General features: G+C 63.9%; 17 protein-coding genes and 3 rRNA genes. 17 read left to right on the top strand and 3 right to left on the bottom strand.

What is annotated here, in order from left to right:
• Positions 1 to 122: 122 nt before the first annotated feature.
• From ACJ512_RS22020 to ACJ512_RS21970, 11 genes are all read left to right on the top strand, one after another.
• Positions 123 to 1,343: a glycosyltransferase family 4 protein gene (locus ACJ512_RS22020; RefSeq protein ID WP_407686042.1), complete on the top strand. Its 1,221-nt coding sequence runs from the start codon at positions 123 to 125 to the stop codon at positions 1,341 to 1,343.
• A 227-nt stretch (positions 1,344 to 1,570) separates the two neighbouring features.
• On the top strand, positions 1,571 to 2,029 hold the full coding sequence (locus tag ACJ512_RS22015; RefSeq protein ID WP_407686043.1) for an ATP synthase subunit I: 459 nt from the start codon (positions 1,571 to 1,573) through the stop codon (positions 2,027 to 2,029).
• Positions 2,026 to 2,781 carry a F0F1 ATP synthase subunit A gene (gene atpB / locus ACJ512_RS22010; protein WP_407686044.1) on the top strand — a complete coding sequence of 252 codons (756 nt, stop codon included), beginning with the start codon at positions 2,026 to 2,028 and terminating at the stop codon, positions 2,779 to 2,781. Before ACJ512_RS22015 ends, atpB begins: the two co-directional genes overlap by 4 nt.
• A gap of 92 nt (positions 2,782 to 2,873) precedes the next feature.
• Complete coding sequence (locus ACJ512_RS22005) at positions 2,874 to 3,122, top strand: F0F1 ATP synthase subunit C (protein WP_024636915.1); 249 nt, start codon at positions 2,874 to 2,876, stop codon at positions 3,120 to 3,122.
• A gap of 9 nt (positions 3,123 to 3,131) precedes the next feature.
• Positions 3,132 to 3,659 (top strand): F0F1 ATP synthase subunit B, encoded by a 528-nt coding sequence (locus ACJ512_RS22000; protein ID WP_407686045.1) that lies wholly within the window; start codon positions 3,132 to 3,134, stop codon positions 3,657 to 3,659.
• 4 nt (positions 3,660 to 3,663) lie between these two features.
• The gene (locus ACJ512_RS21995; protein ID WP_407686046.1) at positions 3,664 to 5,004 is read left to right on the top strand and encodes a F0F1 ATP synthase subunit B/delta; all 1,341 of its coding nucleotides are present in this window, start codon (positions 3,664 to 3,666) and stop codon (positions 5,002 to 5,004) included.
• Between the two features lie 65 nt (positions 5,005 to 5,069).
• The gene (gene atpA, locus ACJ512_RS21990; protein WP_407686047.1) at positions 5,070 to 6,734 is read left to right on the top strand and encodes a F0F1 ATP synthase subunit alpha; all 1,665 of its coding nucleotides are present in this window, start codon (positions 5,070 to 5,072) and stop codon (positions 6,732 to 6,734) included.
• A gap of 6 nt (positions 6,735 to 6,740) precedes the next feature.
• Positions 6,741 to 7,655: a F0F1 ATP synthase subunit gamma gene (locus ACJ512_RS21985; RefSeq protein ID WP_407686048.1), complete on the top strand. Its 915-nt coding sequence runs from the start codon at positions 6,741 to 6,743 to the stop codon at positions 7,653 to 7,655.
• A gap of 27 nt (positions 7,656 to 7,682) precedes the next feature.
• Positions 7,683 to 9,134, top strand: a complete 1,452-nt coding sequence (gene atpD, locus ACJ512_RS21980; protein ID WP_407686049.1) for a F0F1 ATP synthase subunit beta — start codon at positions 7,683 to 7,685, stop codon at positions 9,132 to 9,134.
• 39 nt (positions 9,135 to 9,173) lie between these two features.
• Positions 9,174 to 9,539, top strand: a complete 366-nt coding sequence (locus ACJ512_RS21975) for a F0F1 ATP synthase subunit epsilon (protein WP_407686050.1) — start codon at positions 9,174 to 9,176, stop codon at positions 9,537 to 9,539.
• Positions 9,540 to 9,557: 18 nt separating this feature from the next.
• Entirely contained in the window at positions 9,558 to 9,989 is a 432-nt protein-coding gene (locus tag ACJ512_RS21970; protein ID WP_407686079.1) for a DUF2550 domain-containing protein, read from the top strand.
• Positions 9,990 to 10,028: 39 nt separating this feature from the next.
• Here ACJ512_RS21970 and ACJ512_RS21965 read toward each other — a convergent pair whose 3' ends face one another.
• Positions 10,029 to 10,613 carry a cob(I)yrinic acid a,c-diamide adenosyltransferase gene (locus tag ACJ512_RS21965; protein WP_407686051.1) on the bottom strand — a complete coding sequence of 195 codons (585 nt, stop codon included), beginning with the start codon at positions 10,611 to 10,613 and terminating at the stop codon, positions 10,029 to 10,031.
• A 128-nt stretch (positions 10,614 to 10,741) separates the two neighbouring features.
• Between ACJ512_RS21965 and murA the strand changes: the two genes are divergently transcribed.
• From murA to rrf, 4 genes are all read left to right on the top strand, one after another.
• Positions 10,742 to 11,995 (top strand): UDP-N-acetylglucosamine 1-carboxyvinyltransferase, encoded by a 1,254-nt coding sequence (murA, locus tag ACJ512_RS21960; protein ID WP_407686052.1) that lies wholly within the window; start codon positions 10,742 to 10,744, stop codon positions 11,993 to 11,995.
• A 366-nt stretch (positions 11,996 to 12,361) separates the two neighbouring features.
• Positions 12,362 to 13,879, top strand: a 16S ribosomal RNA gene (locus ACJ512_RS21955).
• A gap of 291 nt (positions 13,880 to 14,170) precedes the next feature.
• Positions 14,171 to 17,258, top strand: a 23S ribosomal RNA gene (locus tag ACJ512_RS21950).
• A 69-nt stretch (positions 17,259 to 17,327) separates the two neighbouring features.
• Positions 17,328 to 17,441 (top strand): 5S ribosomal RNA (gene rrf, locus ACJ512_RS21945).
• The 16S, 23S and 5S rRNA genes sit together here, the layout of an rRNA operon.
• Positions 17,442 to 17,485: 44 nt before the next feature.
• Here rrf and ACJ512_RS21940 read toward each other — a convergent pair.
• Together ACJ512_RS21940 and ACJ512_RS21935 are read right to left on the bottom strand one after the other, a co-directional pair.
• Positions 17,486 to 17,983, bottom strand: coding sequence for a methylated-DNA--[protein]-cysteine S-methyltransferase (locus ACJ512_RS21940; protein WP_407686080.1), 498 nt, complete (start codon positions 17,981 to 17,983; stop codon positions 17,486 to 17,488).
• Positions 17,984 to 18,054: 71 nt separating this feature from the next.
• A complete protein-coding gene (locus ACJ512_RS21935; protein ID WP_407686053.1) occupies positions 18,055 to 19,539 on the bottom strand; it encodes an AlkA N-terminal domain-containing protein in 1,485 nt (494 codons plus the stop codon).
• 152 nt (positions 19,540 to 19,691) lie between these two features.
• Between ACJ512_RS21935 and ACJ512_RS21930 the strand changes: the two genes are divergently transcribed.
• Together ACJ512_RS21930 and ACJ512_RS21925 are read left to right on the top strand one after the other, a co-directional pair.
• Positions 19,692 to 20,249, top strand: a complete 558-nt coding sequence (locus tag ACJ512_RS21930; RefSeq protein WP_407686054.1) for a sigma-70 family RNA polymerase sigma factor — start codon at positions 19,692 to 19,694, stop codon at positions 20,247 to 20,249.
• Positions 20,246 to 20,944, top strand: coding sequence for an anti-sigma factor (locus tag ACJ512_RS21925; protein WP_407686055.1), 699 nt, complete (start codon positions 20,246 to 20,248; stop codon positions 20,942 to 20,944). Before ACJ512_RS21930 ends, ACJ512_RS21925 begins: the two co-directional genes overlap by 4 nt.
• Positions 20,945 to 20,976: the final 32 nt, after the last annotated feature.

Here is a 20,976-nt window from a genome sequence, read left to right as displayed (position 1 = left end):
GCGCCGACGGTGCGCGTGGGGAGGCCGCGCAGCCGCCCTGTGGCGTCGGTGAATCAACGACTCACGACCTTCCCGGGCCGGGCGATCGGATACAGTCCGGCGGTGTTCGACGCTCACGGCCGGTGCAGTACGGTCTCGAGGTGTCCAGCGACGTGACCAGCCTTGCCGGCGGTTTGCTCGCCCTGTCCGATCGCGGTGCCGGCGTCCCCCTGCGCGAGCTCGCCGTGGTCGGCCTGACCGCGGCGGTCATCACCTACTTCGCGACCGGACCGGTGCGGGTGCTGGCCACCCGGCTGGGCGCGGTGGCCTATCCGCGGGAACGGGATGTGCACGTGACGCCGACCCCGCGCATGGGCGGGCTGGCGATGTTCCTCGGCGTCCTGGCCGCCGTGTTCCTGGCCTCCGAGCTGCCCGCGCTGACCCGGGGTTTCGTCTACTCGACCGGCATGCCCGCGGTGCTGGTCGCGGGCGCGATCATCATGGGCATCGGGCTCATCGACGACCGCTGGGGCCTGGACGCCCTGACGAAATTCGCCGGGCAGATCACCGCGGCCAGCGTGCTGGTCACCATGGGTGTCGCCTGGACCGTTCTGTACATCCCGATCGGGGGAGTCGGCACCATCGTGCTGGATCAGGCCTCGTCGATCCTGCTGACCCTGGCGCTGACGGTGTCGGTCGTCAACGCGATGAACTTCGTCGACGGGCTCGACGGCCTGGCCGCCGGGCTGGGGCTCATCACCGCGCTGGCCTTCTGCATGTTCTCGGTGGGCATGCTGCGCGACCACGGCGGCGATGTGCTGTTCTATCCGCCGGCCGTCATCTCGGTGGTGCTGGCCGGCGCCTGCCTGGGCTTCCTGCCGCACAACTTTCACCGGGCCCGGATCTTCATGGGCGATTCCGGTTCGATGTTGATCGGTCTGATGCTGGCTGCCGCCTCCACGACCGCCGCCGGCCCGGTGTCGCAGAACGCCTACGGCGCTCGTGACGTGTTTGCTCTGCTGTCGCCGTTCTTGCTGGTGGCGGCGGTGATGTTCGTGCCGATGCTGGACCTGCTGCTGGCCATCGTGCGGCGCACCCGCGCGGGTCGCAGCGCCTTTTCCCCCGACAAGATGCACCTGCACCACCGGTTGCTGCAGATCGGACACTCGCACCGCCGGGTGGTGCTGCTGATCTACCTGTGGGTGGGCATCGTCGCCTTCGGCGCGGCCAGCACGATCTTTTTCAACCCCCGCGGCACCGGGGCGGTGATGCTCGGCGCGATCGTGGTAGCCGGCGTGGCGACAGCGATCCCGCTGCTGCGCCGCCGCGACGACTACGACGACGACGGCTACGACAAGGAGTAGTAGTGGTCCCTGTCATATGGTACGGTGCAGGTAGAACCCCGAAAAGAACCTCGAGGGTTGTCGGCTCACCGGCCCATCGGTCGTCTTCCCGATCGCGCCGATTCACGACGGACGCAGGGAGCTACCCCTTGGGTGATTCCATCGTGATGACTGCGATACGCTCGGCGGGCCACTGATCAGTCGGTCGGGGCGTTCCCGCTCCACTAACTCGGGATTGAGGTGCTGCAGTGACGACGCCAGCGCAGGACGCGCCGTTGGTGTTTCCCTCTGTTGCTTTCCGACCCGTTCGGCTTCTCCTGATCAGCATCGGGATCACCGCGGTCGCGGTTGTCGCCGCCGCGTTGTCGGGTCATCTCATGCTCGGGGTGTTTTTCGGTGTCGGGCTACTGCTGGGTTTGCTCAACGCGTTGTTGGTGCGCCGCTCGGTCGACTCGATCACCTCGCAGGAAAATCCGATGAAAAGGTCGATGGCAATCAACTCGGCGTCGCGGTTGGCCGTCATGACGGTGGTCGCGCTGGTCATCGCCTATCTTTTCCGGCCCGCCGGGCTGGGTGTGATGTTCGGGCTGGCACTGTTCCAGGTGCTGCTGGTGATATCGACCGCCGTGCCGGTCTGGAAGAAGCTACGTGCAGGGGTGCCCGGTGAGTCGTCGGCAGGGCCGGAAGAAAGGGGTACCGGCAAATGACTCAGGTGATCCTGGCCGAGTCGCAGATCGAGGTCGGAGAGCACACCCACGCCACGTGGCTGGGGATGACCGTCAACACCGACACGATCCTGTCGACAGCGATCGCCGCGGCGATCGTGATCGGGCTGGCGTTCTTCCTGCGCGCGAAGATCACCTCGACGGGCGTGCCCAGTGGGGTGCAGTTGTTCTGGGAGGCGATCACCGAGCAGATGCGCGCCCAGGTCGAGGGCGCCATCGGCATGCGGATCGCCCCCTTCGTGCTCCCGCTCGCGGTCACCATCTTCGTGTTCATCCTGATCTCCAACTGGCTGTCGGTGCTGCCGCTGCAGTACACCGACAAGTCGGGGCACACCACCGAGCTGCTCAAGTCGGCGGCGGCGGACATCAACTATGTGCTGGCACTGGCCTTGTTCGTCTTCGTCTGCTACCACGTGGCAGGAATCTGGCGTCGTGGCATCGTCGGCCACCCGCTCGCGGTGCTCAAAGGACACGTGGCATTCTTGGCGCCGATCAACCTCGTCGAAGAACTCGCGAAGCCAATTTCCTTGTCGCTCCGACTTTTCGGCAACATTTTTGCCGGCGGCATCCTGGTCGCACTGATCGCGCTGTTTCCGCCGTACATCATGTGGGCGCCCAACGCGATCTGGAAGGCGTTCGATCTGTTCGTCGGCGCGATCCAGGCGTTCATCTTCGCCATCTTGACGATCTTGTATTTCAGCCAGGCGATGGAGGTCGAAGAACACCATGACTGAGACCGCCACGCATCCGGCTCATCCGCGCATCACTATCGGCGCCTGGTAGACCGCTACCAGACAGCCACCACTCAAAGGAGGAAAGAATGGCCCTGGACCCCCAAGTCGCTGCCGCCGCGCTCATCGGCGGTGGCCTGATCATGGGTGGCGGCGCGATCGGTGCCGGCATCGGTGACGGCATCGCCGGCAACGCGCTGGTTTCGGGTATCGCCCGGCAGCCGGAAGCGCAGGGACGGTTGTTCACACCGTTCTTCATCACCGTCGGTTTGGTCGAGGCGGCCTACTTCATCAACCTGGCGTTCATGGCGCTGTTCGTCTTCGCTACCCCGGTCGGCACCTAATTCGCTGTGATGGGCGACGCAAGCACCCTCGTTCTGGCCGCCGGCCAGGCAGCGGAGGAAGGGAAGACCAACAACTTCCTCATTCCAAACGGCACCTTTTTCTTCGTTCTCGCCATCTTCCTGATCGTCCTCGCCGTCATCGGCACGTTCGTCGTACCGCCGATCCTGAAGGTGTTGCGTGAGCGCGACGCGATGGTCGCCAAGACCCTTGCCGACAACAAGAAGGCGAACGAGCAGTTCGAGGCCGCCCAGGCCGATTACGACGAAGTCATGACCAAGGCCCGGATCGAGGCGTCGTCGCACCGCGACAACGCCCGGGCCGAGGGTCGTAAGGTGGTCGAGGACGCGCGAGCCCGTGCCGAGCACCAGGTGATGTCGACGTTGCAAACGGCCGCAGAGCAATTGAAGCGGGAAAGGGACGCGGTGGAACTGGATCTGCGCTCCAACGTGGCAGGCATGTCGGCGACTTTGGCCAGTCGTATCCTCGGCGTCGACGTCGGCCCGGTCGCCACCTCGACCAGATCGTCCGGACGGTAGCCGCATGTCGACGTTCATCGGACAGCTGATCGGTTTCGCGGTCATCGTTTTCCTCGTGGTGCGCTACGTCGTTCCGCCGGTGCGCAATCTGATGGCCACCAGGCAGAAGGTGGTCAGTCAACAGCTGAGCGACGCCGCCACGGCCGCCGAGCGCCTGGGCCAGGCCAGCAACGCGCACAGCAAGGCGGTCGACGACGCCAAGTCGGAGTCGAAGCGAGTCATCGAAGAGGCTCAGACCGACGCGAAGCGAATCACCGAGCAGTTCCGGGTTCAGGCCGAGGTGGAGGCCGAACGCATCACGGGGCAGGGCGCCCGCCAGGTCGAGCTGCTGCGGACGCAGCTGAGCCGCCAGCTCCGGCTGGAGCTCGGCCACGAATCCGTGCGCGGTGCAACTGAACTGGTGCGCAACTACGTCGCCGACGCCGCGCAGCAGTCGGCCACCGTGGACCGGTTCCTAGACGACCTCGACGCGATGGCGCCGGCCTCCGCCGACGTGCAGTACCCGCTGCTGACCAAGATGCGTGCGGCCAGCCGGCGGGCACTGCGGGACCTGTTGGACCGGTTCGCCACGGTTATCGAGGATCTCGACGAGGACGGGCTGTCCGTGCTGGCCGGCGAGCTGGTCGCGGTGGCCAAGATGCTCGACAGTGAAATGGTGGTCACCCGCTACCTCACCTTGTCGGTCGAAGACTCGGGACCGCAGGTCCGGTTGATCGAGCGGTTGTTGTCGGGGAAGGTCGGCGACGCGACGATCGAGGTGTTGCGCGCGGCGGTCAGCCAGCGTTGGTCGGCCGAGGAGGACCTGATCGATGCGATCGAGCACCTGTCGCGGCAAGCCCTGCTGGAGGTTGCCGAACGTGAGGACAAGACCGGCGAAGTCGAAGAACAGTTGTTCCGTTTCTCCCGGATCCTCGACACGCAGCCGCGCCTCGGCATCCTGCTGGGTGACTATGTCGTTCCGGCCGAGAAACGAGTTCAGCTGCTGCGCAGTGTTCTTCGCGGCGCGAGCAGCAGCGTCAACCCGATCGTGTCGGCATTGCTGACCCATACGGTCGAGTTGCTGAGGGGTCAGCCGGCCGAGGAGGCCGTGCAGTTCCTCGCTCAAGTCGCGGTGGCTCGCCGCGGCGAAGTCGTCGCGCAAGTCGGCGCGGCAGCCGAGCTCAGCGGCGCCCAGCGCGCTCGTCTCATCGAGGTCCTCGGCCGCATCTACGGAAACCCGGTGACCGTGCAACTGCGGATCGACTCGGCACTGCTGGGCGGGCTGCGGATCGCAGTGGCCGACGAGGTGATCGACGGAACGCTCTCCTCGCGCCTGGCCGCAGCCGAGGCTCAGTTGCCTGACTGAACACGAAGTATTCATCACAGACCCATCGAAGACCCACGCGAACAGAAGTAGAAAGACGAAAAGCCATGGCCGAGTTGACAATCTCCGCTGACGATATTCAGGGCGCCATCGAAGAGTACGTAGGCTCTTTCAGCTCCGACACCTCGCGCGAGGAAGTCGGCACTGTCGTCGACGCAGGTGATGGCATCGCCCACGTCGACGGACTGCCGTCCGTCATGACCCAGGAACTGCTCGAGTTTCCCGGTGGTGTTCTCGGCGTCGCCCTCAACCTCGACGAGCACAGTGTCGGAGCGGTGATCCTGGGTGACTTCGAAAAGATCCAAGAAGGCCAGCAGGTCAAGCGTACCGGCGAAGTCCTTTCGGTGCCCGTCGGCGACGCGTTCATGGGGCGCGTGGTCAATCCGCTGGGCCAGCCGATCGACGGTCAGGGCGACATCAACACGGACACGCGGCGTGCCCTGGAGATCCAGGCGCCGTCGGTGGTGCAACGGCAGAGCGTCAAGGAACCTTTGCAGACCGGTATCAAGGCCATCGACGCGATGACTCCGATCGGCCGCGGCCAGCGTCAGCTGATCATCGGCGACCGTAAGACCGGAAAGACCGCGGTGTGCGTCGACACCATCCTCAACCAGCGGCAGAACTGGGAGACCGGCGACGTCAGCAAGCAGGTGCGGTGCGTGTACGTCGCCATCGGGCAGAAGGGAACCACGATCGCCTCGGTTCGCCGTGCCCTGGAGGAGGGTGGCGCGATGGACTACACCACGATCGTCGCGGCGCCGGCGTCCGATTCGGCCGGTTTCAAATGGCTTGCGCCCTTTACCGGTTCGGCCATTGCCCAGCACTGGATGTATGACGGCAAGCACGTGCTGATCGTCTTCGACGACCTGAGCAAGCAGGCCGAGGCCTACCGCGCCATCTCGCTGCTGCTGCGCCGTCCGCCGGGCCGCGAGGCTTATCCGGGCGACGTTTTCTATCTGCACTCGCGAATGCTGGAGCGCTGCGCCAAGCTTTCCGACGAACTCGGTGGGGGCTCGATGACCGGCCTGCCGATCATCGAGACGAAGGCCAATGACATCTCGGCCTATATTCCCACCAACGTCATCTCGATTACCGACGGGCAGTGCTTCCTGGAATCCGATCTGTTCAACCAGGGCGTGCGTCCCGCGATCAACGTGGGCGTTTCGGTGTCCCGGGTCGGTGGCGCAGCGCAGATCAAGGCCATGAAGGAGGTGGCGGGAAGCCTCCGCCTGGACCTCTCACAGTTCCGCGAGTTGGAGGCATTTGCCGCATTCGCTTCCGATCTGGACGCCACGTCCAAGGCGCAGTTGGATCGCGGTGCCCGGCTGGTGGAACTGCTCAAGCAGCCGCAGTACCGGCCTATGCCCGTCGAGGAACAGGTGGTTTCGATCTTCCTCGGCACCGGCGGTCATCTGGACTCGGTACCCGTCGAGGATGTCCGGCGCTTCGAGACCGAACTGCTGGACCACATCAGGGCGTCCGAAGAGCAGATTCTCAGCAGTATCCGCGACACCCAGAAGCTCTCCGACGAGACCGCCGAAAAGCTCGAGAAAGTCATCAAGGATTTCAAGAAGAGTTTCGGGTCCACAAGCGGTGCGTCGGTGGTACCCGACGAGCACGTCGGTGCCATGAGCGAAGAGGACCTGGGCAAGGAATCGGTGAAGGTGAAAAAGCCGGCGCCGGAGAAGAAGGCAAAGAAAGAGAAGAAGTAGCAACCAATGGCTGCCACACTTCGCGAGTTGCGCGGGCGAATCCGCTCGGCTGGGTCGATCAAAAAGATCACCAAGGCCCAGGAGCTGATCGCCACGTCACGCATCGGGCGGGCGCAGGCTCGTCTCCAATCCGCCAGGCCTTATGCCTTCCAAATCACGGCGATGCTGACCACGTTGGCGGCTGAAGCCGCTCTGGATCATCCACTGCTCGTCGAGCGCCCAGAGCCCACGCGTGCGGGCGTGCTCGTGGTGACGTCCGACCGCGGCCTGTGTGGTGCGTACAACGCGAGCATCTTCCGGCGCGCCGAAGAACTCTTTTCTCTGCTGAGAGAAGAAGGCAAGACTCCGGTGCTCTACACCGTGGGCCGTAAAGCTCTTAATTACTACAAGTTCCGAAACTGGGACATCGCCAAATGGTGGACGGGTTTCTCCGAGCAGCCGCAGTACGAGAACGCCACCGAGATCGCCGGGACCCTGGTCGACGCGTTCATGTTCGGTGTCGGCGACGAGGTCGGTAGTCCGCCTGGCGCCGAGGGCGTCGACGAGTTGCACATCGTCTACAGCGAGTTCAAGTCGATGTTGTCCCAGTCGGCGGTGGCGCACCGGATCGCTCCTATGGTGATCGAGTACGTCGAGGAAGAACCCGAACTGCGGACGCTGTATTCGTTCGAACCGGACGCGACGACGCTTTTCGAATCCCTGCTGCCGCGGTACCTGACCACCCGTGTCTACGAGGCGCTGCTCGAAGCCGCGGCATCGGAGTTGGCGTCGCGACAGCGGGCGATGAAGTCGGCCACCGACAACGCCGACGACCTCATCAAGGCGCTCACGCTGATGGCGAACCGCGAGCGGCAGGCACAGATCACCCAGGAAATCAGCGAAATCGTCGGTGGCGCAAATGCGCTCGCCGACGCGCGCTAGATAGGCCCGACGAGGAAGCGAAAAGATATGACTGTTACTGCCCACAAGAGCGCGAAAACGACCGAGAGCGAGAGCAACGGCCGCGTGGTCCGGATCACCGGGCCGGTCGTGGACGTCGAGTTCCCGCGGGGTTCGGTGCCGGGGCTGTTCAACGCTCTGCACGCCGAGATCACTTACGAAGCGCTCGCCAAGACCCTCACGCTGGAGGTCGCACAGCATCTGGGCGACAACTTGGTGCGAACGATCTCGCTGCAGCCGACCGATGGCTTGGTGCGCGGCGTGGAGGTCACCGACACCGGTCGCCCGATCTCGGTGCCGGTCGGCCAGGAAGTCAAGGGGCATGTGTTCGACGCGCTGGGCGCATGCCTGGACAAGCCGGGGTACGGCGAAGATTTCGAGCACTGGTCGATCCACCGCAAGCCCCCGGCGTTCGAGGAGCTCGAACCGCGCACCGAAATGCTCGAGACCGGCCTGAAGGTCGTCGACCTGCTGACTCCGTACGTGCGTGGCGGCAAGATCGCGCTGTTCGGCGGCGCGGGCGTGGGCAAGACGGTGCTCATCCAGGAGATGATCAACCGTATCGCCCGGAACTTCGGTGGCACCTCGGTTTTCGCCGGTGTGGGCGAGCGCACCCGCGAGGGCAACGACCTCTGGGTGGAGCTGCAGGAAGCCAACGTGCTCAAGGACACCGCACTGGTGTTCGGCCAGATGGACGAACCGCCCGGCACCCGTATGCGGGTGGCGCTGTCCGCCCTGACCATGGCGGAGTGGTTCCGCGACGAGGCCGGCCAAGATGTGCTGCTGTTCATCGACAACATCTTCCGGTTCACCCAGGCCGGATCCGAGGTGTCGACGCTCCTTGGCCGCATGCCGTCGGCGGTGGGTTACCAGCCGACGTTGGCCGACGAGATGGGTGAACTGCAGGAGCGCATCACCTCGACGCGTGGGCGTTCGATCACGTCGATGCAGGCGGTCTACGTACCCGCCGACGACTACACCGACCCGGCGCCGGCAACGACGTTCGCGCACTTGGACGCCACCACCGAGCTGTCCCGTTCGGTCTTCTCCAAGGGCATCTTCCCCGCGGTCGACCCGCTGGCCTCCAGCTCGACGATCCTCGATCCTGGTGTCGTCGGCGAGGAGCACTACCGCGTGGCCCAGGAGGTCATCCGGGTGCTGCAGCGCTACAAGGACCTTCAGGACATCATCGCCATCCTCGGTATCGACGAGCTCTCCGAGGAAGACAAGCAGTTGGTGAACCGGGCCCGGCGCATCGAGCGGTTCCTCTCGCAGAACATGATGGCCGCCGAGCAGTTCACCGGACAGCCGGGCTCGACGGTGCCGCTGAAGGAGACCATCGATGCGTTCGACCGCCTGACCAAGGGCGAGTTCGACCACATCCCCGAGCAGGCGTTCTTCCTGATCGGCGGTCTCGACGACCTGGCCAAGAAGGCCGAGAGCCTCGGCGCCAAGCTGTGACCGAAACCCTGCTGGCATCAAGGCGAAAGGCGGTGTGAGGTGGCGGAACTGAACGTGGAGATCGTTGCCGTCGACCGGAAGATCTGGTCCGGGGAGGCGACGTTCCTGTTCACCCGCACCACCGTCGGAGAAATCGGCATCCTGCCTCACCACATCCCTCTGGTGGCCCAGTTGGTCGACGACGCCGTGGTGCGCGTGGAGCGGGACGGCGCGGACGATCTGCGGATCGCGGTGGACGGCGGATTCTTGTCGGTCACCGAGGAGAGCGTGAGCATCCTGGCCGAATCCGCGGCGTTCGAATCGGAGATCGACGAGAGCTCCGCCAGACAGGATTCCGAGTCCGACGATCCTCGTATCGCCGCACGGGGCCGCGCCAGATTGCGTGCCCTCGGCGCGATCGACTAGGCGCCGATGAGCGCGTCCATGGGTCTCATGGCCGCGCTCGTCGTCGTGCTGGGCGTGGCCGTCCTCGCCTTGAGCTACCGGTTGTGGAAGCTGCGCCAAGGCGGCACCGCGGCGATCATGCGGGACATTCCCGCAGTCGGCGGCCACGGCTGGCGACACGGTGTGATCCGTTATCGTGGCGGCGAAGCCGCGTTCTACCGGCTGTCGAGTCTGAGGCTGTGGCCGGACCGGCGGCTGGCCCGGCGCGGAGTGGAGATCGTGGGACGGCGCGCGCCGCGGGGCGACGAGTTCGACATCATGACCCACGAGATCGTCGTTCTGGAGTTGCGCGACACGACGCAGGACCGCAGGTCTGGATACGAGATCGCCCTGGACAAGGGGGCTTTGACCGCGTTCCTGTCCTGGCTGGAATCCCGGCCGTCACCGCGCGCCCGCCGACGCAGCACCTAGAAGCGCCAGGGAGCGACGGTCGGACGGCGAGCCCCCCGGTCAGTCCCGCGCCGGCGCGCCGCCGCCGGGTACCCAGAGCACGTCGTCGCCGCCATTGGCCACCCGCGCCAGGATGAACAGCAGGTCGGACAGCCGGTTGAGGTATCTCGCCGGCACGATGCTGACCGCCTCGCGATCGGCATCCACGGCGGCCCACGCCGACCGCTCGGCCCGGCGTACGACGGTACGCGCGACGTGCAACAGCGCCGACAACGGCGAACCGCCCGGCAGCACAAAGGAGTTCAGCGCCGGCAGCGGGTCGTTATATGTGTCACACCACTTTTCGAGCCGGTCGATGTAGGGCTCAGTGACTCTCAGCGGCGGGTATTCGGGATTCTCCACCACCGGGGTCGACAGGTCCGCGCCGGCGTCGAACAGGTCGTTCTGGATCTGGCGCAGCACACCGGAGATCTCCTGGCCGGGCTGGCCCAGGGCAATGGCGACACCGATCGCGGAGTTGGCCTCGTCGCAGTCGGCATATGCCACCAGGCGCAGGTCGTTCTTCGAGACCCGCGAGAAGTCGCTCAGCCCGGTCGTTCCGTCGTCGCCGGTCCGGGTATAGATGCGGGTCAGGTGTATCGCCATGACAAAACCGTACCCTGGTCCAACCGCTCGGCTCGATCGCTTGACTCCGCCTCACTCCGCTCCGCGGACCGCATCGTCGTCAACCGGGCTGACTGACAAGCCGATAGGGCTTCACTAGACTGATGCGGGTGGCTGAGCGATTCGTGGTGACCGGTGGCAACCGGTTGTCCGGCGAGGTCGTAGTGGGCGGCGCCAAGAACAGCGTGCTCAAGCTCATGGCCGCGACGCTGTTGGCCGAGGGCACCAGCACCATCACCAACTGCCCCGACATCCTCGACGTGCCGTTGATGGCGGAGGTGCTGCGCGGTCTGGGCGCCACCGTCGAACTCGACGGCGACGTCGCCCGCATCACGTCCCCCGACGAGCCGAAGTACGATGCCGACTTCGCGGCGGTGCGGCAGTTCCGGGCGTCGGTCTGCGTGTTGGGGCCGCTGGTGGGCCGTTGCAAGCGGGCCAGGGTCGCCCTTCCGGGCGGTGACGCGATCGGGTCCCGTCCGCTGGATATGCACCAGGCGGGTCTGCGCCAGCTGGGCGCGCAGTGCAACATCGAGCACGGTTGCGTGGTCGCGCAGGCGGAGACGTTGCGCGGCGCGGAGATTCAGCTGGAGTTCCCGTCGGTCGGGGCGACCGAGAACATTTTGATGGCCGCGGTGGTGGCCGACGGTGTGACCACCATCCACAACGCGGCGCGGGAGCCCGACGTGGTCGATCTGTGCACGATGCTGAACCAGATGGGGGCTCAGGTCGAGGGTGCGGGCTCGCCGACGATGACGATCACCGGCGTCCCACGGCTGTATCCGACCGAGCACCGGGTCATCGGGGACCGCATCGTTGCGGCGACCTGGGGTATCGCCGCGGCGATGACCCGCGGTGACATCTCGGTGACCGGGGTCGACCCCGCCCATCTGCAGCTGGTGTTGCACAAGCTGCACGACGCCGGCGCCACCGTGACCCAGACCGACGACAGCTTCCGGGTAGCCCAGTACGAACGCCCCAAGGCCATCAACGTTGCGACGTTGCCGTTTCCTGGCTTTCCGACCGATCTGCAGCCGATGGCCATCGCGCTGGCGTCGATCGCCGACGGCACGTCGATGATCACCGAGAACGTCTTCGAGGCACGCTTCCGCTTCGTCGAAGAGATGATCCGGCTCGGTGCCGATGCCCGTACCGACGGCCACCACGCGGTGGTCCGGGGTCTCCCGCAGCTGTCCAGCGCGCCGGTGTGGTGTTCGGACATTCGCGCCGGCGCCGGCCTGGTGTTGGCGGGGCTGGTGGCCGACGGCGATACCGAGGTGCACGACGTCTTCCACATCGACCGCGGCTACCCATTGTTCGTGGAAAACCTGCAGATTTTGGGAGCGGAGATCGAGCGGGTACAGTAGTCGGAGTCAGCGCCCAAAGGCGCGGCCAGAGAACGAAGTTGGCCAAAACTGGGCTTGACCTTCCTGCTGGATCTGTACTAACCTGGCACGGCCGCCCCGAAACGGGCCACTTGAAAAGGCCGGAAAAACTGGGGCTTGACTCCACTGCCAAGTTTGTATTAAGCTGGCAGGGTTGCCCCGGAGCGGGTGAGGCAAGTATAGAGTGTTGTTTGAGAACTCAATAGTGTGTTTGGTGTTTTTGTTTGTTGTTGTTTTTTTGACCATGCCGTACACGCCCCGTGTGTGGGTATGGTCGCTTTTTGACGCCAGATTTGGTGTCTTGTCAGGTATCTCTGATTTGAATTCACCTCGTTCGCGAGGAGTTTTTGTTTGGAGAGTTTGATCCTGGCTCAGGACGAACGCTGGCGGCGTGCTTAACACATGCAAGTCGAACGGAAAGGCCTCTTCGGAGGTACTCGAGTGGCGAACGGGTGAGTAACACGTGGGCAATCTGCCCTGCACTTCGGGATAAGCCCGGGAAACTGGGTCTAATACCGAATACGACCTCGAGACGCATGTCTTGAGGTGGAAAGCTTTTGCGGTGTGGGATGGGCCCGCGGCCTATCAGCTTGTTGGTGGGGTGATGGCCTACCAAGGCGACGACGGGTAGCCGGCCTGAGAGGGTGTCCGGCCACACTGGGACTGAGATACGGCCCAGACTCCTACGGGAGGCAGCAGTGGGGAATATTGCACAATGGGCGCAAGCCTGATGCAGCGACGCCGCGTGGGGGATGACGGCCTTCGGGTTGTAAACCTCTTTCAGCAGGGACGAAGCGCAAGTGACGGTACCTGCAGAAGAAGCACCGGCCAACTACGTGCCAGCAGCCGCGGTAATACGTAGGGTGCGAGCGTTGTCCGGAATTACTGGGCGTAAAGAGCTCGTAGGTGGTTTGTCGCGTTGTTCGTGAAAACCGGGGGCTTAACCCTCGGCGTGCGGGCGATACGGGCAGACTAGAGTACTGCAGGGGAGACTGGAATTCCTGGTGTAGCGGTGGAATGCGCAGATATCAGGAGGAACACCGGTGGCGAAGGCGGGTCTCTGGGCAGTAACTGACGCTGAGGAGCGAAAGCGTGGGGAGCGAACAGGATTAGATACCCTGGTAGTCCACGCCGTAAACGGTGGGTACTAGGTGTGGGTTTCCTTCCTTGGGATCCGTGCCGTAGCTAACGCATTAAGTACCCCGCCTGGGGAGTACGGCCGCAAGGCTAAAACTCAAAGGAATTGACGGGGGCCCGCACAAGCGGCGGAGCATGTGGATTAATTCGATGCAACGCGAAGAACCTTACCTGGGTTTGACATGCACAGGACGCCGGCAGAGATGTCGGTTCCCTTGTGGCCTGTGTGCAGGTGGTGCATGGCTGTCGTCAGCTCGTGTCGTGAGATGTTGGGTTAAGTCCCGCAACGAGCGCAACCCTTGTCTCATGTTGCCAGCACGTAATGGTGGGGACTCGTGAGAGACTGCCGGGGTCAACTCGGAGGAAGGTGGGGATGACGTCAAGTCATCATGCCCCTTATGTCCAGGGCTTCACACATGCTACAATGGCCGGTACAAAGGGCTGCGATGCCGCAAGGTGGAGCGAATCCTTTAAAGCCGGTCTCAGTTCGGATCGGGGTCTGCAACTCGACCCCGTGAAGTCGGAGTCGCTAGTAATCGCAGATCAGCAACGCTGCGGTGAATACGTTCCCGGGCCTTGTACACACCGCCCGTCACGTCATGAAAGTCGGTAACACCCGAAGCCAGTGGCCTAACCCTTGGGAGGGAGCTGTCGAAGGTGGGATCGGCGATTGGGACGAAGTCGTAACAAGGTAGCCGTACCGGAAGGTGCGGCTGGATCACCTCCTTTCTAAGGAGCACCACGAAAAGCACCCCAACAAGTGGGGTGCGAGCCGTGAGGGGTTCCCGTCTGTAGTGGACGGGGCCGGGTGCGCAACAGCAACTGATCGCCAGACACACTATTGGGCCCTGAGACAACACTCGGGCTGTCCTAGCGGGACTGCCTCAGTGGTGTCCCTCCATCTTGGTGGTGGGGTGTGGTGTTTGATTACTGGATAGTGGTTGCGAGCATCTAAGCGGATTCGTCGCTCATAGCGGCGGCGTATTCGTTTTGTGTAATTTCTTCTTGGTTTTTGTGTGTTAGTAAGTGTTTAAGGGCGCATGGTGGATGCCTTGGCATCGAGAGCCGACGAAGGACGTGGGAGGCTGCGATATGCCTCGGGGAGCTGTCAACCGAGCATTGATCCGAGGATTTCCGAATGGGGAAACCCAGCACGAGTGATGTCGTGTTACCCGCATCTGAATATATAGGGTGCGGGAGGTAACGCGGGGAAGTGAAACATCTCAGTACCCGTAGGAGAAGAAAACAATTGTGATTCCGCTAGTAGTGGCGAGCGAACGCGGAACAGGCTAAACCGCACGCATGTGTAACCGGGTAGGGGTTGTGTGTGCGGGGTTGTGGGATTGATATGTCTCAGCTCTACCTGGCTGAGAGGTAGTCATAAAGTGTCGTGGTTAGCGGAAGTGGCCTGGGATGGTCTGCCGTAGACGGTGAGAGCCCGGTACGCGAAAACCCGACACCTACCTAGTATCAACTCCCGAGTAGCAGCGGGCCCGTGGAATCTGCTGTGAATCTGCCGGGACCACCCGGTAAGCCTAAATACTTCTCGATGACCGATAGCGGATTAGTACCGTGAGGGAATGGTGAAAAGTACCCCGGGAGGGGAGTGAAATAGTACCTGAAACCGTGTGCCTACAATCCGTCAGAGCCTCCTTGTGGGGTGATGGCGTGCCTTTTGAAGAATGAGCCTGCGAGTCAGGGACACGTCGCAAGGTTAACCCGTGTGGGGTAGCCGCAGCGAAAGCGAGTCTGAATAGGGCGATTGAGTGGCGTGTTCTGGACCCGAAGCGGAGTGATCTACCCATGACCAGGGTGAAGCGCGGGTAAGACCGCGTGGAGGCCCGAACCCACTTAGGTTGAAGACTGAGGGGATGAGTTGTGGGTAGGGGTGAAAGGCCAATCAAACTCCGTGATAGCTGGTTCTCCCCGAAATGCATTTAGGTGCAGCGTCACGTGTTTCACCACGGAGGTAGAGCTACTGGATGGCCGATGGGCCCTACTAGGTTACTGACGTCAGCCAAACTCCGAATGCCGTGGTGTATAGCGTGGCAGTGAGACGGCGGGGGATAAGCTCCGTACGTCGAAAGGGAAACAGCCCAGATCGCCGGCTAAGGCCCCTAAGCGTGTGCTAAGTGGAAAAGGATGTGCAGTCGCAGAGACAACCAGGAGGTTGGCTTAGAAGCAGCCACCCTTGAAAGAGTGCGTAATAGCTCACTGGTCAAGTGATTGTGCGCCGATAATGTAGCGGGGCTCAAGCACACCGCCGAAGCCGCGGCAACCGCAAGGTTGGGTAGGGGAGCGTCCCTCATTCAGCGAAGCCTCCGGGTAACCGGTGGTGGAGGGTGGGGGAGTGAGAATGCAGGCATGAGTAGCGATTAGGCAAGTGAGAACCTTGCCCGCCGAAAGACCAAGGGTTCCTGGGCCAGGCCAGTCCGCCCAGGGTGAGTCGGGACCTAAGGCGAGGCCGACAGGCGTAGTCGATGGACAACGGGTTGATATTCCCGTACCCGTGTGTGGGCGTCCCTGACGAATCAGCGGTACTAACCACCCAAAACCGGAATGACCATTCCCCTTCGGGGGCATGGCGTTTCGGGGCTGCGTGGGATCTTCGCTGGTAGTAGTCAAGCAATGGGGTGACGCAGGAAGGTAGCCGTACCAGTCAGTGGTAATACTGGGGTAAACCTGTAGGGAGAGCGGTAGGCAAATCCGTCGCTCATTAATCCTGAGAGGTGATGCATAGCCGATTGAGGCGAATTCGGTGATCCTCTGCTGCCAAGAAAAGCCTCTAGCGAGCACACACACGGCCCGTACCCCAAACCGACACAGGTGGTCAGGTAGAGAATACCAAGGCGTACGAGATAACTATGGTTAAGGAACTCGGCAAAATACCCCCGTAACTTCGGGAGAAGGGGGGCCGGCATGCCGTGAACACCCTTGCGGTGGGAGCGGAAACCGGTCGCAGAAACCAGTGAGAAGCGACTGTTTACTAAAAACACAGGTCCGTGCGAAGTCGCAAGACGATGTATACGGACTGACGCCTGCCCGGTGCTGGAAGGTTAAGAGGACCCGTTAACCGTAAGGTGAAGCGGAGAATTTAAGCCCCAGTAAACGGCGGTGGTAACTATAACCATCCTAAGGTAGCGAAATTCCTTGTCGGGTAAGTTCCGACCTGCACGAATGGCGTAACGACTTCTCAACTGTCTCAACCATAGACTCGGCGAAATTGCACTACGAGTAAAGATGCTCGTTACGCGCGGCAGGACGAAAAGACCCCGGGACCTTCACTACAACTTGGTATTGGTGTTCGGTACGGTTTGTGTAGGATAGGTGGGAGACTGTGAAACTCCAACGCCAGTTGGGGCGGAGTCGTTGTTGAAATACCACTCTGATCGTATTGGACACCTAACGTCGAACCGTATATCCGGTTCACGGACAGTGCCTGGCGGGTAGTTTAACTGGGGCGGTTGCCTCCTAAAATGTAACGGAGGCGCCCAAAGGTTCCCTCAACCTGGACGGCAATCAGGTGTTGAGTGTAAATGCACAAGGGAGCTTGACTGCGAGACCTACACGTCAAGCAGGGACGAAAGTCGGGATTAGTGATCCGGCACCCCCGAGTGGAAGGGGTGTCGCTCAACGGATAAAAGGTACCCCGGGGATAACAGGCTGATCTTCCCCAAGAGTCCATATCGACGGGATGGTTTGGCACCTCGATGTCGGCTCGTCGCATCCTGGGGCTGGAGCAGGTCCCAAGGGTTGGGCTGTTCGCCCATTAAAGCGGCACGCGAGCTGGGTTTAGAACGTCGTGAGACAGTTCGGTCTCTATCCGCCGCGCGCGTCAGAAACTTGAGGAGTGCTGTCCCTAGTACGAGAGGACCGGGACGGACGAACCTCTGGTCTACCAGTTGTCCCACCAGGGGCACCGCTGGATAGCCACGTTCGGCTAGGATAACCGCTGAAAGCATCTAAGCGGGAAGCCTTCTCCAAGATCAGGTTTCTCACCCTTTTAGAGGGATAAGGCCCCCCGCAGACCACGGGTTCGATAGGTCAGACCTGGAAGCTCAGCAATGAGTGCAGGGAACTGGCACTAACCGGCCGAAAACTTACCAACACACCTCGCAACCACTGTCTTCGGACACCACACCCCCCACCAGAACACTTTATTCAAAATAAATAGAGTTACGGCGGCCAGAGCGACAGGGAAACGCCCGGTCCCATTCCGAACCCGGAAGCTAAGCCTGTCAGCGCCGATGATACTGCCCTTTTCGGGTGGAAAAGTAGGACACCGCCGAACATACACAAAAACACCCCCGTAACCCGGGGGTGTTTTTGTGCTTTCTAGTCGAATAATGACAAATTCGCGCCTGCCCGCCGTTTCTCCAATTCGAGGAGGGTGCGTTTGCGCTCGATGCCGCCGCCGTAACCGGTGAGGCTGCCGCCGGCGCCGATGACACGGTGGCACGGCACGACGATCGCGATGGGATTCCGGCCATTGGCCAGGCCCACCGCGCGCGCCGAACCGGGGGCACCGATCTGTTCGGCGATTTGTCCGTAGGAGCGGGTCTCCGCATACGGAATCGTCAACAACGCCTTCCAAACTCGGCGCTGGAAATCGGTACCCCGCAAGTCCAGCTCGATGTCGAAGTCGACGAGCTCGCCGGCGAAGTAGGCCTCGAGTTGGTCGACGGCGTCGGCGAACGCCTCGGGGGCGGGTGACCAGCCGGTGCGGCTGGGCTCGTGTTTCTGGTCGACCATCCGCAGATTGGTCAACACCGATCCGCGCCCGGCCAGGGTCAGGGGCCCGACCGGGCTGTCGACGGTGCGGTACTCGATCATGTCCGCCACTCTCCCCCGCCAGCTGGCGGCGCCCAGCTCATCGCTTCGCTCTGCGTTGTCGTCGGCACGAATCATGCAACCTCCCAATCGTTTACCGGATGTGCCAGCGTGGTCCACAGATGTTGGGCGGCATACGAACGCCAGGGTCGCCAACGAGCGCTGTGCTCGACGAGTGCCCGTTGCCGGGTGGGCAGGCCCAGCCGCTCGGCGGCCAGCCTCAGGCCGAGGTCACCGGCGGGAAATGCATCGGGGTCACCGAGCCCGCGCATGGCGATCACCTCCGCGGTCCAGGGGCCGATTCCCGGCAGGGCCAGCAATTGGGCACGCGCGCCGCCCCAGTCGCAGCCGGCGTCCAGCACGACGTGCCCGCGGGCGAGGCCGGAGATCAGGGCGGCCAGCGTCCGTCGCCGGGCCGCGGGCACCGCCAAAAGCTCCGGATCGATCTCCGCGAGTTGATCGACCGAGGGGAACGTGTGGGTCAAGCCCCCGTCGGGGTCGTGGATCGGGTCCCCGTAGGCCGATGCCAGCCTGCCGGCGTGGGTCCCGGCGGCTTTGGTGGACACCTGTTGGCCCAGGACCGCGCGCACCGCGAGTTCGGCCTCGTCGACGGTGCGGGGAATGCGCTGCCCCGGGGCCCGGGCCACGACGGGCCCAAGCGCCGGGTCGTCGGCCAGCGCGTCGATCACCGCCTCGGGATCGGCATCGAGGTCCAGCAGTCGCCGGCAGCGTGCGATCGCGGTGGCGAGGTCGCGGAAGTCGTCGAGCACCAGCCGGCAGCGGACGTGGTCGGCGGCCGGCGTGAGGGCTACCACGGCGTTGCCGGCAGGAAGCCGCAGGCTCCGCCGGTAGGCGTCGGCGCGGACCTCTTCGCAACCGGCTACCGCCGTGGCGGCCAGATGGCCGAACACACCCTGGTAGGCGAACGGGGTGCGGACCGGCAGCCGCAGGTTCACCGCTGCCGGGGACGGTTCGGACTTCGAGCGTCGCGGCCGAGTCGCCACGCTCCGGCGCAGCGCCGTCGGCGTGCCTTCGAACACCAGACGCACGGTGTCGTTGAACTGGCGGATGCTGGAAAACCCGGCGGCGAAAGCGATGTCGCCGAAAGGCAGGTCGGTGGTCTCGATGAGCAGTCGCGCGGTCTGTGCCCGCTGCGCGCGGGCCAACGCGAGCGGGCCGGCGCCGGCTTCGGCGCGCAACACGCGTTCCAGTTGCCGGGCGGTGTAGCCCAAGTGCGCCGCCAGGCCGCCGACGCCTTCGCGGTCCACCGTGCCGTCGGCGATCAGCCGCATGGCCCGGGCGACGAGGTCGCCGCGCACGTTCCATTCGGGGGAGCCCGGCGACGCGTCGGGACGGCACCGCTTGCAGGCCCGAAACCCCGCCCGCTGGGCGGCCGCCGCGGTCGGAAGGAAACGGACGTTGCGGGCAAAGGGTGGCCGCACGGGGCAGCTCGGCCGGCAGTAGATCCGGGTCGTGAGCACGGCGGTGACGAACCAGCCGTCGAAGCGGGCGTCCTTGGACTGCACGGCCCGGTAGCAGCGTTCGAAGTCTTCGTGCACGTTTCCACAGTTACACCCGCCCGCCGACAAAGCTGGCGGAAATGCGACATCAAAGTGGGGTGCGGGGAAGGCTCGTCCGTCTGTCCGACAGCTTCGAATCACCAGCGTGAAAGAAAGACCGGCGCGCGGGAGCTCACATAGGCTACCCATCGATGAGTGGACGACCGGGCGACGAGCTGGACGCATTGCTGCGTCGGGTCGCGCGCGGCGACGGTGCCGCGTTCGCCGCCGTCTACGACCTCACCGCAAGCCGCGTGTACGGACTCGTGATGCGCGTGCTGCGTGACCCGGGCTACAGCGAGGAAACGACCCAGGAGATCTATTTCGAGCTGTGGCGCACGGCGGGGGAGTACGACTCGGGCAGAGGTTCGGCTCTGGCCTGGCTGCTGACCATGGCGCACCGGCGCGCCGTCGACCGGGTGCGCTCCGAGGAAGCGTTCAGCAGGCGGGAGTCTCGCTACGCCGCGTCCAGCGCCGAGCCGCCGGGCGATGTCGTCGTCGACTCGGCGATCGCCGGTGAGGAACGTCGTGCGGTGACCGAATGCCTGGACGCGTTGACCGACACGCAGCGGCAGTGTATCCAGTTGGCGTACTACGAGGGATTGACCTACAGCGAAGTGTCGCAGCGGTTGGACGCGAATCTGTCGACGATCAAATCGCGCATGCGCGACGCGCTGCGGAGCCTGCGGAACTGTCTGGACGTGCGATGACCGAACCGACCGAATTCGAACTGCTCGAACTGGCCGCGCCATACGCGCTCGACGCCGTGTCGGACGCGGAACGAGTCGACATCGAGCGGCGCGTGGCCGCCTCCCCGCGGCCGTTGGCGGCGGCCTTCGAGGCTGAAGTCCGCGCCATCCGCGAGACGATGGCGGTCGCGTCGGCGGCGACCGCGGTCGGCCCGCCGCCCCGGCTGCGGGCCGCCACGCTGGCGGCGGCGGAATCCCCCCGCAAGCGCCGGTCAGGTTGGCGGATCGCGGCTGTGACTTCCGCGGCGGCCGCAATCGTGGTCGGAGCGGTCGCCTTCGGTGTCGGCGTGCTGGTGCGACCGCATCCACCCGCGACGGTCGCGGCGCAAGTCCTGGCCGCCCCGGACGTGCGAACGGTGTCCCGCCCGCTCGCCGACGGCACGGCCACGGTGGTGTTCTCCCGTGATCGCAACGCGGGCGTTCTGGTGATGAACAATGTCCCGCCACCCTCACCGGGCACCGTTTACCAGATGTGGTTGCTGGGCGCCAAGGGTGCGACCTCGGCAGGGACGATGGGCACGGCGGCGGTGGCGCCCTCGACCACCGCGACGCTGACCAACCTCGGCGCCTCGACGGCCCTGGCGTTCACCGTCGAACCGGGCACCGGCTCGGCCCAGCCGACCGGGGCGATACTGGCCGAGTTGCCGCTGCGCTGAACGGATCACCGCCCGCACCCATCCGCGGCCGC

The sequence above is a fragment of the Mycobacterium cajalii genome (assembly GCF_045809005.2).
In the GTDB taxonomy this organism is placed as follows: Bacteria; Actinomycetota; Actinomycetes; order Mycobacteriales; family Mycobacteriaceae; genus Mycobacterium.
Note: the sequence above shows the minus strand (reverse complement) of the source record. Positions and strands in the feature narration are given on the sequence as shown.

Excerpts from the sequence above, each read along its gene's own strand:
- atpB (WP_407686044.1), top strand. The coding sequence starts at position 2,026 with ATGACTCAGGTGATCCTGGCCGAGTCGCAGATCGAGGTCGGAGAGCAC.
- ACJ512_RS22000 (WP_407686045.1), top strand. The coding sequence starts at position 3,132 with ATGGGCGACGCAAGCACCCTCGTTCTGGCCGCCGGCCAGGCAGCGGAG.
- ACJ512_RS21995 (WP_407686046.1), top strand. The coding sequence starts at position 3,664 with ATGTCGACGTTCATCGGACAGCTGATCGGTTTCGCGGTCATCGTTTTC.
- atpA (WP_407686047.1), top strand. The coding sequence starts at position 5,070 with ATGGCCGAGTTGACAATCTCCGCTGACGATATTCAGGGCGCCATCGAA.
- ACJ512_RS21985 (WP_407686048.1), top strand. The coding sequence starts at position 6,741 with ATGGCTGCCACACTTCGCGAGTTGCGCGGGCGAATCCGCTCGGCTGGG.
- atpD (WP_407686049.1), top strand. The coding sequence starts at position 7,683 with ATGACTGTTACTGCCCACAAGAGCGCGAAAACGACCGAGAGCGAGAGC.
- ACJ512_RS21970 (WP_407686079.1), top strand. The coding sequence starts at position 9,558 with ATGGGTCTCATGGCCGCGCTCGTCGTCGTGCTGGGCGTGGCCGTCCTC.
- ACJ512_RS21965 (WP_407686051.1), bottom strand. The coding sequence starts at position 10,613 with ATGGCGATACACCTGACCCGCATCTATACCCGGACCGGCGACGACGGA.
- ACJ512_RS21940 (WP_407686080.1), bottom strand. The coding sequence starts at position 17,983 with ATGATCGAGTACCGCACCGTCGACAGCCCGGTCGGGCCCCTGACCCTG.
- ACJ512_RS21930 (WP_407686054.1), top strand. The coding sequence starts at position 19,692 with ATGAGTGGACGACCGGGCGACGAGCTGGACGCATTGCTGCGTCGGGTC.
- ACJ512_RS21925 (WP_407686055.1), top strand. The coding sequence starts at position 20,246 with ATGACCGAACCGACCGAATTCGAACTGCTCGAACTGGCCGCGCCATAC.